Origin of the sequence: Thalassobaculum sp., from assembly GCF_965223715.1 — a bacterium.
Lineage (GTDB): Bacteria > Pseudomonadota > Alphaproteobacteria > Thalassobaculales > Thalassobaculaceae > Thalassobaculum.
On sequence record NZ_OZ245012.1, the window covers coordinates 4,893,423 to 4,908,383 of the forward strand.

At 68.5% G+C, this 14,961-nt stretch carries 15 protein-coding genes; 10 read left to right on the top strand and 5 right to left on the bottom strand.

Annotation, left to right across the window (positions count from 1 at the left end; all coding sequences use genetic code 11):
• Nucleotides 1-39: 39 nt before the first annotated feature.
• Nucleotides 40-1,137 carry a TRAP transporter substrate-binding protein gene (locus ACOQOP_RS22680; RefSeq protein ID WP_420564094.1) on the bottom strand — a complete coding sequence of 366 codons (1,098 nt, stop codon included), beginning with the start codon at nt 1,135-1,137 and terminating at the stop codon, nt 40-42.
• A 557-nt stretch (nt 1,138-1,694) separates the two neighbouring features.
• Between ACOQOP_RS22680 and ACOQOP_RS22685 the strand changes: the two genes are divergently transcribed.
• The 4 genes from ACOQOP_RS22685 (at nt 1,695) to ACOQOP_RS22700 (ending at nt 7,126) form a co-directional block, all read left to right on the top strand.
• Nucleotides 1,695-3,110 (top strand): hypothetical protein, encoded by a 1,416-nt coding sequence (locus ACOQOP_RS22685; RefSeq protein WP_420564095.1) that lies wholly within the window; start codon nt 1,695-1,697, stop codon nt 3,108-3,110.
• Between the two features lie 116 nt (nt 3,111-3,226).
• Nucleotides 3,227-5,011 (top strand): aspartate--tRNA ligase, encoded by a 1,785-nt coding sequence (gene aspS / locus ACOQOP_RS22690; RefSeq protein ID WP_420564096.1) that lies wholly within the window; start codon nt 3,227-3,229, stop codon nt 5,009-5,011.
• Between the two features lie 7 nt (nt 5,012-5,018).
• Nucleotides 5,019-5,441 (top strand): MarR family winged helix-turn-helix transcriptional regulator, encoded by a 423-nt coding sequence (locus ACOQOP_RS22695; protein ID WP_420564097.1) that lies wholly within the window; start codon nt 5,019-5,021, stop codon nt 5,439-5,441.
• 89 nt (nt 5,442-5,530) lie between these two features.
• Nucleotides 5,531-7,126, top strand: coding sequence for a lysine--tRNA ligase (locus ACOQOP_RS22700; RefSeq protein ID WP_420564098.1), 1,596 nt, complete (start codon nt 5,531-5,533; stop codon nt 7,124-7,126).
• Between the two features lie 123 nt (nt 7,127-7,249).
• On the opposite strand, the gene ACOQOP_RS22705 is transcribed toward ACOQOP_RS22700, so the two are convergent.
• From ACOQOP_RS22705 to ACOQOP_RS22715, 3 genes are read right to left on the bottom strand one after another with little or no spacing between them, the layout of a single operon-like run.
• A complete protein-coding gene (locus ACOQOP_RS22705) occupies nt 7,250-7,558 on the bottom strand; it encodes a hypothetical protein (protein ID WP_420564099.1) in 309 nt (102 codons plus the stop codon).
• Nucleotides 7,555-8,235, bottom strand: coding sequence for a DUF1028 domain-containing protein (locus ACOQOP_RS22710; RefSeq protein ID WP_420564100.1), 681 nt, complete (start codon nt 8,233-8,235; stop codon nt 7,555-7,557). The genes ACOQOP_RS22705 and ACOQOP_RS22710 overlap by 4 nt, the downstream gene beginning before the upstream one ends.
• A 21-nt stretch (nt 8,236-8,256) precedes the next feature.
• Nucleotides 8,257-9,114, bottom strand: coding sequence for a branched-chain amino acid aminotransferase (locus ACOQOP_RS22715; protein ID WP_420564101.1), 858 nt, complete (start codon nt 9,112-9,114; stop codon nt 8,257-8,259).
• A 140-nt stretch (nt 9,115-9,254) separates the two neighbouring features.
• Here ACOQOP_RS22715 and ACOQOP_RS22720 point away from each other — a divergent pair, with 140 nt between their 5' ends.
• The 3 genes from ACOQOP_RS22720 to ACOQOP_RS22730 all read left to right on the top strand — a co-directional run bounded on the left by ACOQOP_RS22720 (nt 9,255) and on the right by ACOQOP_RS22730 (nt 12,469).
• Nucleotides 9,255-10,328 carry a quinone-dependent dihydroorotate dehydrogenase gene (locus tag ACOQOP_RS22720; protein ID WP_420564102.1) on the top strand — a complete coding sequence of 358 codons (1,074 nt, stop codon included), beginning with the start codon at nt 9,255-9,257 and terminating at the stop codon, nt 10,326-10,328.
• 131 nt (nt 10,329-10,459) lie between these two features.
• Nucleotides 10,460-11,554, top strand: coding sequence for an EAL domain-containing protein (locus ACOQOP_RS22725; RefSeq protein WP_420564103.1), 1,095 nt, complete (start codon nt 10,460-10,462; stop codon nt 11,552-11,554).
• A 39-nt stretch (nt 11,555-11,593) separates the two neighbouring features.
• Nucleotides 11,594-12,469 (top strand): TIGR01459 family HAD-type hydrolase, encoded by an 876-nt coding sequence (locus tag ACOQOP_RS22730; RefSeq protein ID WP_420564104.1) that lies wholly within the window; start codon nt 11,594-11,596, stop codon nt 12,467-12,469.
• A gap of 13 nt (nt 12,470-12,482) precedes the next feature.
• Here the strand turns inward: ACOQOP_RS22730 and ACOQOP_RS22735 are convergent, their stop codons facing one another.
• Complete coding sequence (locus tag ACOQOP_RS22735) at nt 12,483-12,842, bottom strand: ribbon-helix-helix domain-containing protein (protein WP_420564105.1); 360 nt, start codon at nt 12,840-12,842, stop codon at nt 12,483-12,485.
• A 353-nt stretch (nt 12,843-13,195) separates the two neighbouring features.
• Between ACOQOP_RS22735 and ACOQOP_RS22740 the strand changes: the two genes are divergently transcribed.
• From ACOQOP_RS22740 to upp, 3 genes are all read left to right on the top strand, one after another.
• Nucleotides 13,196-13,708: an Lrp/AsnC family transcriptional regulator gene (locus tag ACOQOP_RS22740; RefSeq protein WP_420564106.1), complete on the top strand. Its 513-nt coding sequence runs from the start codon at nt 13,196-13,198 to the stop codon at nt 13,706-13,708.
• Nucleotides 13,709-13,869: 161 nt separating this feature from the next.
• The gene (rpmB, locus tag ACOQOP_RS22745) at nt 13,870-14,163 is read left to right on the top strand and encodes a 50S ribosomal protein L28 (protein WP_420564107.1); all 294 of its coding nucleotides are present in this window, start codon (nt 13,870-13,872) and stop codon (nt 14,161-14,163) included.
• A 142-nt stretch (nt 14,164-14,305) separates the two neighbouring features.
• The gene (gene upp, locus ACOQOP_RS22750) at nt 14,306-14,959 is read left to right on the top strand and encodes a uracil phosphoribosyltransferase (RefSeq protein ID WP_420564108.1); all 654 of its coding nucleotides are present in this window, start codon (nt 14,306-14,308) and stop codon (nt 14,957-14,959) included.
• Nucleotides 14,960-14,961 lie beyond the last annotated feature (2 nt).

The window sequence follows — 14,961 nt, forward strand, 5'->3', positions numbered from 1 at the left end:
GTGGCTCCGTCTGCTCCGGAAGTGTCCGGTGTCGCGACCTTAGAGGCCGAGCACCCGGTTGCGCTGCCGGTAGTAAGCGCCTTCGGACAGCTTCATCCAGCCACCCACATCGGCCCGCGCGGCGGCGAAGCTCTCGTGGATCCGGTTGGCCAGATCGGAGTGGGCGCGCGCCTCGGCGAACACCTCTTCGGAGGCCTCACCGAACGCGTCGTAGACGTCGTCGTTGAACTCGCGCAGGGCGACGCCGTGCTCGTTGATCAGACGGGACAGGTAACGACCGTTGTTGGCGTTGTACTCCGACATCATCAGGTCGTTTTCCATCAGGCAGCACGCCTGGATCAGCGCCTGATCGGTCTTGGTCAGGTTGTCGAACCAGGTCTTGTTCATGCCGAAGGCGTCATAGCCGCCCGGCTCGTGCATGCCCGGCCAGTAGTAGTACTTGGCGGCCTCGTAGAACTTCAGGAAGTAGTCGTTCCACGGACCGACCCACTCGGTGGCGTCGATGGCGCCGGAGACCAGGTTCTCGTAGATCTGGCCGCCCGGCAGCGAGACCGGGGAGGCACCGAGCTTCGCCATGACGTCGCCGCCCAGACCCGGCATACGGATCTTAAGGCCCTTGAAGTCTTCGGCGGAGTTGATCTCCTTGTTGAACCAGCCGCCCATCTGCACGCCGGTGTTGCCGGCGGCATAGGCCTTCAGGCCGAACTCGGCCGACAGCTCGTCCCAGAGCTCCTGGCCGCCCATGAAGTTGATCCAGGCGCCCATCTCGTTCTCGGTCAGGCCGAACGGAACGGAGGTGAAGTACGCGAAGCCCGGATGCTTGCCTTTCCAGTAGTAGTCGGCAGCGTGGTAGGCCTGGGCGTTGCCCGAGGCGACTTCGTCGAACACGTCGAACGCACCGACGCGCTCGCCGGCGGCGAAGTACTGGGTCTGAATGCGGCCGTCGGACACATCCATGATGCGCTGCGACAGACGCTGGGCGCCGGTGCCGAGGCCCGGGAAGTCCCGCGGCCAGGTCGAGACGATGACCATCTCGATGCGCTGCTGGGCGATCGCGGGCGCTGCGAGGGTGGTCGATGCCGCAGCACCGCCGACCGCGGCAAAGCCTGCGTTCTTGATAAATTCACGACGTTTCATGGTTGTCTGCTCCCTGCTTAAGGTCGTTTCTGGGACGGGTCGTCAATTGAAAGCGTTGCCCCACTTAAGCTTTCCGGGGGCGATCATACCTAGCGGCAATTTTTGGTAAAGCCCAAGTGTGCGCTGCGCCATGACATGATCAACGTCCACGCGAGCCGCGTCCCCCGGCCTCGTGACTTCTTATTGAGACGCTCCTTAACACGAATGCCACAGACGTTGCGACAACGAGTTTGAGTGGTCGGGTGTGGCGGTTTTCACCTTTTTACCCATGGCGCGAATTTGGGATTTGGATCGGAAATCACCGATCTCGCCCGACGCTGCGGGTGCGTAGGCCGCAAGCCTCGCGGAAGGCTTTGGTTTGCCCGTCTCCGGCATGCCTCTCTTTGTTTCACAAGCATCCCCGCGTTGATTGAATCCCCGGCTACCGGCGCCGTTGCGCTGCTCAAAGTTTGTGCAGCGCGGGATGCGCTGAGTTTCTCCTATAGTCTTTCGGAAAAATACGATATTGACTATCAAAGCGTGTTTATCATAGAATTCTCCAAAATCAGGAGGCTAGCATGGCAGCACGCGCAGCGACCGACTCCCCCCGGATATCCCGCCTTGCCGATCGCCCCGGGGCCTGTGCGGCCGCTGCCTCTCCCGATGGCCCGGCACCCCAGGCGGCGGCGGCCGGAAGCCTCGTGGCCCGGGCGCGGCGGCGGTTGGTCGACGCGCTGATGGATGCGGGCCGGATCCGGGCGCTGGGTCGGACGGGCGCCCCGTCTGGACCGGGCGGCTCCGTCGATTTCATCGGTCTGGCCCTGACGGTGGTCGCCGGCCGCTACGGCCTGTCGGCTGATGGCCAGGCGCCGGATCAGGCCTGGCCGGCCACCCCGGCGCTCGACGCCCTGTCGGCCCTGTACCGCGCGCTGGACGATCAGGGTCCGGTCCCGTCGGGCGCCTCCCTGCGCTTCGGCGGACCGGCGGTGCAGCGCGAACTGGAGCAGCTCTGCCGTCTGGCGGCGCTGCCGGCGGCGGGGGCGGAGGCCGTGGCGGTCACCGCGCGGGAGATCGCGGCCCTGCTCGCCGGCTCCGCGGCCCGGGCGGGGGTCAACGGCGCCGCCGCACCTCCGGCCTGTGCGCCGCAGCAAAACCGGGCGGCCGGCTTCGGTGTGGCCGCCCTGCAGGCCCCGATCGCCAGAACCACCGTGGGGCCGGGCGGTGACAATCTGTCCGAGGCGGTCGTCCTGACCCGCCTGTTCCTGCGCCGGCTGCCGTCGGGCGCGGGACCCGCGCGGTGGGACGCGGCCGAGGACGGGAATCGGATCGATCGGCGCGGGCGGCGGTCGCGGACCGTGCCCATCTATCCCGCCGCCGATATCGGCCTGTTCCGGGCCATCGCCCGGTGGCGGTCGGCGGGGGCTCCGCCGCCGCTCCTTCAAGGCCGATGGAGCCGGGAAGCGACGGCGCTGGCGACCCTGGCGGTCGGCGCCGCGGACTGGACGGCGCTTCGGGCCGAGGCCGGCTGCGACGGGCTGCGTCTGCGGGTGGTGGGCGGGACGGCCGTGGTCTTGGTCGACCGCAGCCTGGGGGCCGTGCGCGACGCGGTGCGGGCCGCCACCTGGGCGCTGGCCCGCCAGGGCAGGGGAACGCTCTCTCCGCGCGCCTGTGCGGCGGTGATGGCGGCCGCCTTCGCGTTTCACGGTGCCACCGGCCAGACCCTGATCTGCCGCCGGCTGGACGGATCGGTGCTGCTGTTCGCGGTGGAGGTCGACTGGATCGATCCCTGGGGAATCCGCCGGTCGGACGCCGACGGGATCGACGCCGTCGCCGACGTGGCGCCGCTCGCCGCGCTGCGCCTGCTCGACGCCGCCCGGGCCGCCCTGTCGGATCATCCGGCCTGCTGGACGCCGGCCGCCGCCCTGGGGCCGGGCGGGGTCCGGCAGCTCGCCGTCCGCCTTGCCGGCGACCTGCTGATGCCGGCCGGCGGGTGACCGCTGCGGACCGCCCGCCCGGCGCGCGATCGCGCGGCAGGCAGCGGCGTTTCTCTTGACGTTGTTGGCGCTGCGTGCAACGTGGCGGCCGTTTCCCGCTACGCACCGTTGACGCCATGCACCGCTATCGCACCCACACCTGTTCCGACCTGCGCGACACCCATGTCGGCGAGACCGTCCGCCTCTCCGGCTGGATCCACCGCCGCCGCGACCACGGCCAGCTGGTGTTCCTGGATCTGCGCGACCACTACGGCATCACCCAATGCGTGACCGACGTCGAGGACCCGGCGTTCCAGCAGGTCGAGAAGTACCGGCTGGAGAGCGTGGTGTGCATCACCGGCCGCGTGGTGAAGCGCAGCGACGAGACGATCAATTCCAAGCTGCCGACCGGCCAGATCGAGGTCCGGATCGACGCGTTCGAGGTGCTGTCCGCCGCCGACCAGGTGCCGCTGCAGGTCAACTCCGACGAGGATGCCGGCGAGGAAACCCGCCTGCGCTACCGCTATCTCGACCTGCGCCGCGAGCGGGTGCACAACAACATCATCCTGCGCTCCAAGGTGATCTCCTCCATCCGCCGCCGGATGGTCGAGCAGGGCTTCATGGAGTTCCAGACGCCGATCCTGACCGCGTCCTCGCCGGAGGGTGCCCGCGACTTCCTGGTGCCGTCGCGTCTGCATCCGGGCAAGTTCTACGCGCTGCCCCAGGCGCCGCAGCAGTTCAAGCAGCTCATCATGGTCTCCGGCTTCGACCGGTACTTCCAGATCGCCCCATGCTTCCGCGACGAAGACAGCCGCGCCGACCGCTCGCCGGGCGAGTTCTACCAGCTCGACCTTGAGATGAGCTTCGTCGAGCAGGAGGACGTGTTCGCCGCCGTCGAGCCGGTGCTGGCGGGCGTGTTCAAGGAGTTCTCCGACTGGACCGTGCCAGACCCGTTCCCGCGCATCCCCTACCGGGAAGCGATGCTGAAATACGGCTCCGACAAGCCGGACCTGCGCATCCCGATCGAGATCGCCGATGTCAGCGAGGTGTTCCGCGGCTCCGACTTCGCGATCTTCGCCAAGCTGGTGGATGGCGGCGGCGTGATCCGCGCGATCCCGGGGCCGAAATGCGGCAGCCGGGCGATCTGCGACCGCATGAACTCGTGGGCCCAGGGCCAGGGTGCCCCGGGTCTCGGCTACATGATCTTCGGCGAGGGCGAGGCCCGCGGCCCGATCGCCAACCGCCTGCCGGCCGAGAAGATCGAGGAGCTGAAGGCGATCACCGGCATGGGCGATGGCGACGCCATCTTCTTCGCCGGCGGCAAGGAGCTGGAGGCGGCCAAGCTCGCCGGCCAGGCCCGCCTGAAGCTGGGTGCCGATCTCGACATCATCGAGAAGGGCGTCTTCAAGCTGTGCTGGATCGTCGATTTCCCGATGTACGAGGCCGACGAGACCACCGGCGCCATCGACTTCTCGCACAACCCGTTCTCCATGCCCCAGGGCGGGCTGGAGGCGCTGGAAACGATGGATCCGCTGGACATCCTCGCCTTCCAGTACGACGTGGTCTGCAACGGCGTGGAACTGTCCTCGGGCGCGATCCGGAACCATCGCCCGGAGATCATGTACAAGGCGTTCGAGATCGCCGGCTACGGCCCGGAGGTCGTGGACGACAAGTTCGCCGGCATGATCAACGCCTTCAAGTTCGGCGCCCCGCCCCATGGCGGCATCGCGCCGGGCATCGACCGCATCGTCATGATGCTGGCCGGCGAGCAGAACCTGCGCGAGGTCATCCTGTTCCCGATGAACCAGCGGGCCGAGGACCTGATGATGAACGCGCCGTCCGAGGTGCGTCCGGAACAGCTCCGCGACCTGCACATCAAGCTCGCCCTGCCGCCGAAGGCCGCGCCCAAGGCCGACGGGTAGTCTTCCGGTGGCCGGTCGTTCCTACGTCCTGCAGGACCAGATCGGCCATCTGCTGCGCCGGGCCCACCAGCGCGCCACCCAGATCTTCCTCGAGGTCTTCGAGGAGGCGGGGCTGACCCCGACCCAGTGGGCCGCGCTCGCCATGCTGGCCGAGGAGGGGGCGGCCAGCCAGAACGCGCTCGGCCGCATGACGGCGATGGACCCGGCCACGATCCAGGGGGTGATCCGCCGCCTGGAGGAGCGCGGCCTGATCACCCGCGAACCCGACCCGGACGACAAGCGCCGCACCAAGCTGCGCCTGTCGGAGGAGGGCGAGGGGCTGGTCCGCCAGGTGACGGCGCTGGGCATGCGGGTGACCGAGCGGACGCTCGAGCCGCTCGACGCCGAGGACCGGCGGAAGTTCCTGGAGATGCTGGCGAAGCTGTCCTGACCGGCGCGCCCCAGCTCTTCATTGACCCCGGCCCCACTGCGCCGTAGCTTCCGCGCGTTTTTTCCCATCCTCCAAAAGGAGCCGATCCGATGTCCGCCGACCCGATGCGCACACTCGCCACGAACGCCCGCGCCTGGCCGTTCGAGGAGGCGCGCAAACTGGTCGAGCGGTACAAGGACGCGCCGCCGAAAAAAGGCTATGTGCTGCTGGAGACCGGCTACGGCCCGTCCGGGCTGCCGCATATCGGCACCTTCGGCGAGGTCGCCCGCACCACCATGGTGCGCCGCGCCTTCCAGATGATGAGCGACATCCCGACCAAGCTCGTCGCCTTCTCCGACGACATGGACGGGCTGCGCAAGGTGCCGACCAACATCCCGAACCAGGAGGCGATGGCCGAGCACCTGCACAAGCCGCTCACCCGCGTCCCCGATCCGTTCGGGACCCATGAGAGCTTCGGCCACCACAACAACGCCCGTCTGCGGGGCTTCCTGGACAGCTTCGGCTTCGAGTACGAGTTCTACTCGGCGACCGAGTGCTACACCTCCGGCCTGTTCGACGAGGCGCTGCTGCAGGTGCTGCGCAAGTACGACGAGGTCACCAATGTCGTGCTGCCGACGCTGGGCCCGGAGCGGCGGGCGACCTACTCGCCGTTCCTCCCCGTGTGCCCGCGCACCGGCCACGTGCTGCAGGTGCCGATCGTCGACCGCGACGTCGAGGCCGGCACGGTCTCCTACGACGACCCGCAGACCGGCGAGCGGATGACCGTCCCGGTGACCGGCGGCAAGTGCAAGCTGCAGTGGAAGTGCGACTGGGCGATGCGCTGGTACGCGCTGGGCGTCGACTACGAGATGGCCGGCAAGGACCTGATCGACTCGGTCAAGCTGTCGTCGCAGATCACCAAGATCCTGGGCCGCCCCGCACCCGAGGGCTTCAACTACGAGCTGTTCCTCGACGCGGACGGCCAGAAGATCTCCAAGTCCAAGGGCAACGGCCTGTCGGTGGAGGAGTGGCTGACCTACGGCCCGCCGGAGAGCCTGGCGCTGTTCATGTACCAGCAGCCGCGAAGGGCGAAGCGCCTGTATTTCGACGTGATCCCGAAGAACGTCGACGACTATCTCACCTTCCTCTCCAAGTTCCCGGAGGAGGAGACCGAGAAGCGGATCGAGAACCCGGTCTGGCACATCCATAACGGCCAGCCGCCGGCGCCGGAGAGTTCGGGCCTGTCCTTCTCGCTGCTGCTGAACCTGGCCAGCGTCTGCCACGCCGAGGAGAAGAGCGTGGTGTGGGGCTATGTCAGCCGCTACGCGCCGGGCGCCTCGCCCGAGGCGAACCCGCTGCTCGACACCCTGGTCGGCTATGCGGTGCGCTACTACCAGGACTTCGTGCGCCCGGAGAAGCAGTACCGGGCGCCGAGTGACGCCGAGCGGGCCGCGTTGGAGGACCTGAAGGCGGTGCTGGAAGGCATGGACGCGGGCGCCTCGGCGGAGGACCTGCAGACCGAGGTCTACGAGGTCGGCAAGCGGCATCCGTTCGAGAATCTGCGCGACTGGTTCAAGGCGCTGTACGAGATCCTGCTCGGCCAGTCCCAGGGCCCGCGCTTCGGCTCCTTCATCGCCCTCTACGGCGTGGCGGAGACGGTGGCCCTGCTCGACAAGGCGCTGAAGGGCGAGGACATGGCGGCGTAACAGCCGCCTCCGTCATCCTGACGCATGTCAGGATCTGCGGTGCACCGACGCGGGAGCGTTGATCCTGACGTGCGTCAGGATGACGGGGGAGGGCCGGCGCGGACGAAGGGCCGGCCCCACCCCTCACCAGCAGCGCGAGTCCTGCGTGCTCTGGCCCTGCGGGCACAGGATCGGCTTGTCCCGGTCGATCTTGGTATCCACCGCCCGCTTCTTGATCCCCTCGTCGATGCAGCGGTTCAGGCCGCGGCGGGTTGCCTCGTTCTGCCAGGCCTCGGGCAGGCGGCCCTTATAGGCGAAGGTGGAGAGATAGCCGCAGACATCCTCGTCGGACATCGCCGCGATCTCCTCCTGGGGCATCTGGCGAGCCTTGTCCAGCCCACCGCAGGCGGTCAGCGCGAGGAGGGCAACTGAGAGAATGAGGGGGCGGATCATGCGTGGCCTTCCAGGCTGCGGGTGTCGGGGGCGGCGGCCGGATCGACGGCGCGCAGGAGATAGCCCTCCATGATCTCCGACCAGCGGGTCCAGGCCCGGCGCAGGTCGGCGATGGGGGTCGGCGAGTTGTCGATCCGCAGGTCTATGATCGGAAAGGTATAGGCGGGATCGCAGACGACAAGGGCGGCCGACTGCAGCGGGTCGAGCTCGCCGCCCTCCGCCTCGCCGCCTTCCAGGCCCTGGATCAGCCGGTCGGCCAGCTCGGCCATCGGGTCGGTTTCGAACCCGGCGGCGATCCCGGCCAGCACCGCCTCGCTCTTCACCCAGTTGCCGATGACGAAGCCGTCGCCGAGCACCAGACCGTCGGCCGGCCGGGCACAGCTCGCGCCGGTGAACACGGCGGCATCGCCGTCGGCGGTCAGCACGCCGAGCTGGCGCCAGGCGCTGTGGGGGGTGGAGGCGGTGATGGCGGCCACCGTCTCCTCGGCGCTGCGGCCGCCGCGCAGCAGGTCGAGGCCGAGCGGGCCCAGGCGCGGGTCGGTGCGCGCCTGGGTGACCACGAGGCCGAGACCCGGGGCGACATGCGGACAGCGCCCGCCGGCCCCGATGGAGGAGGTGGACAGGGCGGTGCCGAACTGCCCGGTGCGGCGGCAGAGCCCGCCAACGGTGAAGGTCATCGCGGTTCCCTGATCGGACGCTCAGGCGTCGCCATGGGCATAGGCCCAGTACAGTTCCCGCGCCTTGGCGGTGATCGGCCCCGGCTGCAGCGACCGGTCGACGATCTTGGTGATCGACATCACCTTGCCGTGGTTGCCGCAGGAGAAGATCTCGTCGGCTTCCATCAGCTCCCGGGTGGTGATCACCCGCTCATGCACCTTGTAGCCGGCCTTGGTCAGCAGCTTGATCACGCGCTGGCGGGTGATGCCGTTCAGGAAGGTGCCGTTCGGGATCGGTGTGTGGACCTCGCCGTCCTTGGCGTAGAACAGGTTGGCCGTCGCCAGCTCGGCGACATTGCCGATCGGGTCGAGCACGACGCAGTTGTCGTATCCGGCCTCATGGGCAAGCTTCAGGGCGCGGCCGGCATTGGCGTAGAGGCAGGCGGCCTTGGCGTCGGTCGGCGCCGCCGTCGGCATCGGCCGGACCTTCTCGGAGATGTTCACGCTGAAGCCGGTATCCTCCGGCAGCGGGCTCTCGTAGATCGTCAGCATGAAGCGGGTGGTGTCCGGATCCGGATAGATCCAGCCGCCATCGGCCCAGAACATCGGCTTGAGGTATAGCGCGGTGCTGCCGTCGAACTTGGAGACGCCGTCCTTGATCAGCTCGACCATCTCCTCGGGGCGGATCTTCGGCTCCAGGAGCATGTTGCGGGCGCTGCGGCAGGCCCGCTCGCAGTGCCGGTCGACGTCCGGCATGGTGCCCTCGAACCAGCGCGCACCGTCGAAGATCAGCGAGCCGAGCCAGGTGGACTGGGTCATCGGACCGAGAACCATGGGATTGCCCTCGTGCCAGCTCTTGTCCTGGTCCACGTAGGTAAAGGCCTTGGGAGGCGTGGCCATCGGAATGCTCCGTCGATGATGTGTTGATTGGGGCGACCTTAGCCCGCCCGGCAGGGGCTTGCCAACGCGCCAGCGTCGCCGTCGATGTTTCCCATTCCAATGCTTGTGAGGGGCGGGAGCACCGACTACCGTCTCGCGCCATGTCGATGTTCGATCTCGCCCTGCCGCTGCTGCGGTGTCTCGATCCGGAAACCGCCCATCGGGCCACCGTGCGCGCGTTGGCGGCCGGGATCGCCCCCGTGGACCGGTCCGCCCCGCCGCCCGGCCTCTCCCAGCGCCTGATGGGGCTCGATTTCCGGCATCCGGTCTGCCTCGCCGCCGGCTTCGACAAGAGTGCCGAATGCTGGCACGCCCTGCTGAACCTGGGGGTGGGCGCGGTGGAGGTCGGCACCATCACCCCGCGCCCCCAGGCCGGCAATCCGCGTCCCCGGCTGTTCCGGCTGCCGGAGGACGTGGCGGTGATCAACCGCAACGGCTTCAACAATGACGGGCTCGATGCCGCCGCCGCCCGTCTGGCGCGTCATGCCCGGCATGCCGGCATCGTCGGCATCAATGTCGGCGCCAACAAGGACACGGCCGATCCGGTCGAGGATTACGACTACGGGGTGCGGATGCTGGCCCCCCTGGCCGACTACCTGACGATCAACGTCTCCTCGCCGAACACGCCGGGCCTGCGCGACCTGCAGGGCGCGGGCGCGCTCGGCCGGCTGCTCGATACGGTGATGGAGGCCCGGGCGACCGCCTGCGGCCCGGACGGCCCCCCGGTGCTGCTGAAGATCGCGCCGGACCTGGCGGAGGGGCAGCTCGAGGCGATCGTCGAGACCGCCGTGCGCGCCGGGGTGGCGGGGCTGATCATCTCCAACACCACCATCGCGCGGCCCGAGTCGCTGCGTTCGCCGTCGAAGGGGGAGATCGGCGGGCTGTCCGGCAGGCCGCTGTTCGGCCCGTCGACCAAGCTGCTGGCCCGCGCGCGCCTGCTGGCCGGGGACCGGCTGGTTCTGGTCGGCGTCGGCGGGGTGGAGAGCGGCGAGACCGCCTACGCCAAGATCCGGGCCGGCGCCTCGCTTGTGCAGCTTTACTCGGCTCTCGTGTATAACGGACCGGGACTGTTCCGGCGGATCCGGGACGATCTCGCCGCCCGCATGGCGGCCGACGGCCATAGCTCCATCGGCGAGGCCGTCGGCGTCGACGCGGCCGATCTGGCCGAGGGCTGAGGACAACGCGTGCGCATCGCTAGCCGAGGGAGCGGATCATCATCGGTCACATCCTGATCGCCCTGGTCTATCTCGGTGCCGCCGGTGCCGCCGCCTGGGCCGCGGAGACCTATCTGCTCGCGTCGGGGCCGGTGGTCCTGGTGCTGCTGGCCGGGATCTTCATCTCCTGGCACATCGCGGTCGCCGGTCGGCTCGCCGCCGGACGGGCCGAGCGCCGGCTGCGCGAGGTGGTGCGGCGGGTCGCCCTGCTGCAGGAGGAGGCCGAACTGGCGCGCGCCGAGGTCGATACCCTGCGCAACCGGCTGGACGACCTGCCCGATGCCGAGCGCCTCTCCGGCGAGCTGAAGGTGCTGCAGGGCCTGCTGAAGCAGCTCGCCGAACGCAAGGACCAGCCGGCCGGCGCGATCGCGGCCAACGGCAAGGCGGATACCGTCGTCGCCGTTCCCACCGGGGCACGCGGCGGCCAGGTCGTCATGATGGAGAGCGGGGAGCTGCTGGCGGCGATCGAGCAGGCGCTGCGGGACGAGGCGGTCGAGCTGTACCTACAGCCCGTGGTCAGCCTGCCCCAGCGCAAGCGGCGGTTCTACGAGTGCTTCTCGCGCATCGTCCTGCCGAACGGCTCGGTCATCACCCCGGAGCAGTATATCCCGGTGGCCGAGCAGGCCGGGCTGGTGGCGGCGATCGACAACCTGCTGCTGGTGCGCTGCGTCCAGCTCGTCCGCCGCGCCCGGCGGGACCACCTGGAGGTCGGTTTCTTCTGCAACATCTCCAATGCCTCGCTGACCGATGTCGATTTCTTCCAGGACTTCATCGCCTTCATGGCGGAGAACCGGCAGCTCGCCGAGACCCTGGTGTTCGAGTTCGACTATGCCAGCATCGCCGCCGGCGACTACATCACCCGGATGAACCTGCAGCGGCTGCGCGGCGTGGGCTACCGCTTCTCCCTCGACCAGGTGCACGACCTGGACCTCGACCTGGAGGAGCTGTCGCGCCAGGGCTTCCGCTACGTGAAGGTGAACGCCCATCTGCTGCACGAGATGGCCCGCGGCGACGATCCGGTGCTCGACATGCGCTCGTTCAAGGGCGCGCTCGACCGCTATGCCATGGACCTGATCGTCGAGAAGATCGAGAGCGAGGACATGCTGCTCGATCTGCTGGAACTGAAGGTGGATTTCGGGCAGGGATACCTCTTCGGCGAACCCCGCCCCCTCGTCGACAAGCAATAGCGCACCCAACCAAGCGATCACAGCCAAGAGAGAGTTCCGATGACCCAGAACGCGGCCGAGATCCTGGCCGACGGCGTGTCCGTCATTGCCGACAAGTACGACGGCTGGATCTTCGATGTCTGGGGCACGATCTACGACGGCGGCGCGGTCTTCCCGGGCGCGCGCGACGTGCTGGAGAACCTGGGCGCGCGGGGCGTGCCCGTGGCGATCATGTCGAACTCCCCGCGCCAGACCTCGGTGGTCGAGGAGCGGCTGACCGGGCTCGGCGTGCCCCGCGACCTCTACCGGGCGGTGATCACCTCGGGCGGGGAGGCGCGGCGCCATCTGGTCGAGGGGCTGGACGCGTTTCATGCCGGGCTCGGCGACCGGGTCTACACCTTCGCGCCGGAGCGGTTCGGCGACATCCTGCCGGGCCTGCGCTTCACCATCGTCGACCGGCTGGCCGAGGCCGACTGGATCCTGAACGCGGGGCCCGCCGGGGATTTCGACCAGGTGGAGCTGTACGAGGCGCTGCTGGTCGAGGGGGCCGGCCTGGGCCTGCCGATGATCTGCGCCAATCCCGACCTCGCGGTCTTCGACCAGGGTCGGCTGAAGATGCATGCGGGCTCCATGGCCGCCCGCTACGAGGCGCTCGGCGGGAGCGTGCACTACCACGGCAAGCCGCACGCGCCGGTGTTCCTGCGCGCCGCCGAGCTGCTGGGCGTGCCGGGCGGCCGGCTGATCATGGTCGGCGACAACCGAAACACCGACATCGCCGGGGCCCAGGCGGCGGGCATGGCCTCGCTGCTGCTGGCCGACGGCATCCACCACGAGCAGCTTCTGCGCGACGGCGAGCTGGACCGCGCGGGCCTCGAGGCGTTCCTGGCGGAGCCGGGGGCGACGCCGACCCACGTGGCCGCCCGCCTGACCTGGTAGGGAGGGGCCGGCGTCAGGCCTTGCCGGCGGCGATCTTCTGTTCGGTGTGGAAGCGGTCCATCGCGGCGTCGAGCAGGCCGGGGAAGCTCGCCTGGGGGCCCTGGGCCAAGCCGGGCTGGCTGCGCTGCGGCGCCTCCAGCAGTTCGGCGGCGTGACGGTAATAGGTCAGCAGGAACACGCGCAGGGCCGAGGACATGGAGGAATCGACGCGGCGGATCTCCACCGCCGTGCAGAGCTCGTCCAGCCCGATTTCTTCGCGCCGGCAGATGTCGGTGAGCCCCTCCCACACCTGCTCTTCCAGACTGACGCTTGTCCGCCGGGAACCGAGGGTGACGTTTCTACGTTGCCGGTTCCGGCTCAACTCCTTCGTCACGTCCGCTATCTCTTTCTGGTCTCGGGAAATGCCAGCGGGCAGGGAAGGCGGCCCGCAGGTCGTATGACTAGGTGCAACTTCGCTTCGGCGCATACAAAAAAGCACACTACCGCATGCAAGTTGCACACGATTGCATGGTGCCACCGTGGGTGCAATACGGATTTTGAAATACCCGCCATGGGGGTTTCCCGCGGAATCCGGCGAGACTCGGAGGGTTTGCGGGGAGCGCCGCGCTTGCCGCTTGCCGGAGATTCGCGTACCCTTCGCAACAACTTGAAATTCATCAAAAACTTGCTGAATTTTTTGATAACGCCGTCGACAGAACAGACGAAACAGAACAGTGAGAAACGCTGATGGCCGGTGACGTGGACGCCCAGTTGGACAAGGTCGGATGGCAGCTCCTGCGGGTTCTCCAGGAGGATGCGCGCCTGTCCTATAGCGAGCTCGGCCGCCGGGTCGGGCTGTCCTCCCCCGCCATCGCCGAGCGCGTGCGCCGGATGGAGGATACCGGGGTGATCACCGGCTATCGCGCCATGGTCGATCCCTCCAAGCTCGGCTACCCGACCACCGCCTTCGTGCACCTGAAGACCATCGGCGAGAATCACGGCCGGATCGCCACCGTGGCGCATACGCTGTCCGAGGTGCAGGAGTGCCACCACATCACCGGGCAGGACAGCTACATGATCAAGGTCATCGTCTCCTCGATGACCCATCTGGAGCATGTGATCGCCCAGTTGCGGACCTATGGCGAGACCACGACCTCTATCGTGCTGTCCTCGCCGGTGAAGTCGAAGATGGTGCTGGCCGGCCCCAGCGTGCGGACCGGACCGATGCTGCCGCCGATGGCGTATGAGGAAACCGCCTGAAACCCGGCCGGCAGGGCGTCTCGGCGCTTGACGCCCCCGCCGGCCTCACGTATATCCCGCGCCTCGCGTCGCCTCATCCGGCGACGCCGCTGTTTTACGTGGGCCGATCGCCGCAGGAACGATCCCGGGGCGGGGCCAGGAAAGAAGTCGAGGAACGTGTCATGGCCCGTCGCTGCGATCTTACTGGCAAGGGTGTGCTGACCGGCAACAACGTCAGCCACGCGAACAACCGCACCCGTCGCCGTTTTCTGCCGAACCTTCAGGACACCTCGCTGCTGTCCGACGCGCTGGGCGAGATGGTCCGCCTGCGCCTGTCGACCGGTGCGCTGCGCACCGTCGAGCATCGCGGTGGCCTGGACGCCTTCCTGAAGACCGCCCGGGCGTCCGAGCTGTCCCAGGAGGCGCGCCGCCTGAAGAAGCGCATCCTCGCCGCCGAGGCGAAGGCTGCCGCCTGATCCTTCCGGGTCTAACCCGCCGCATACCGCGCCCGCCTGAAAAGGCGGGCGTTTTCGTGTGCGGTCGCCTAAACCGGGCGTGGAAGTTATGCTGCCGCCCGATGCGCCGAACCGACGCCCGCCCGAGCCGAGAGCCGATGCCATGAAGACCGATCCCGCCTTCCCGAACCTGTTCGTCGTCGATCATCCGCTGGTGCAGCACAAGCTCACCATCATGCGCGAGAAGGACACCTCCACCTCCAAGTTCCGGGTGCTGCTGAAGGAGATCGCGCTGTTCCTGGGCTACGAGGTGACCCGCACCCTGGAGGCGACGACCCGCGAGATCGAGACGCCGGTGGCGACCATGCAGGCGCCGACCCTGGCCGAGCCGCGGCTGGTGATGGTGGGCGTGCTGCGCGCCGGCCTGGGCATGGTCGACGGGCTGCGCGAGCTGATCCCGACCGCCTATGAGGGCCATGTGGGCCTGTACCGCGACCCCGAGACCCACGAGCCGGTGGAGTATCTGGTCAAGCTGCCGGCGGCCGAGGAGCGGGTCTTCGTGCTGGTCGACCCGATGCTGGCGACCGGAAACTCGGCGAGCCACGCCGCCGACGTGCTGAACAAGCACGGGGTGCCGGACAGCCGCATCCGCTTCATGGCCCTGGTCGCCGCCCCGGAGGGCGTGCGCCGGTTCCACCAGGACCATCCGGACGTGCCGATCTACGTGGCCGCGCTGGACGAGAAGCTGAACGACAAGGCCTATATCGTGCCGGGCCTGGGCGACGCCGGCGACCGGCTGTTCGGCACCACCCACTGAGG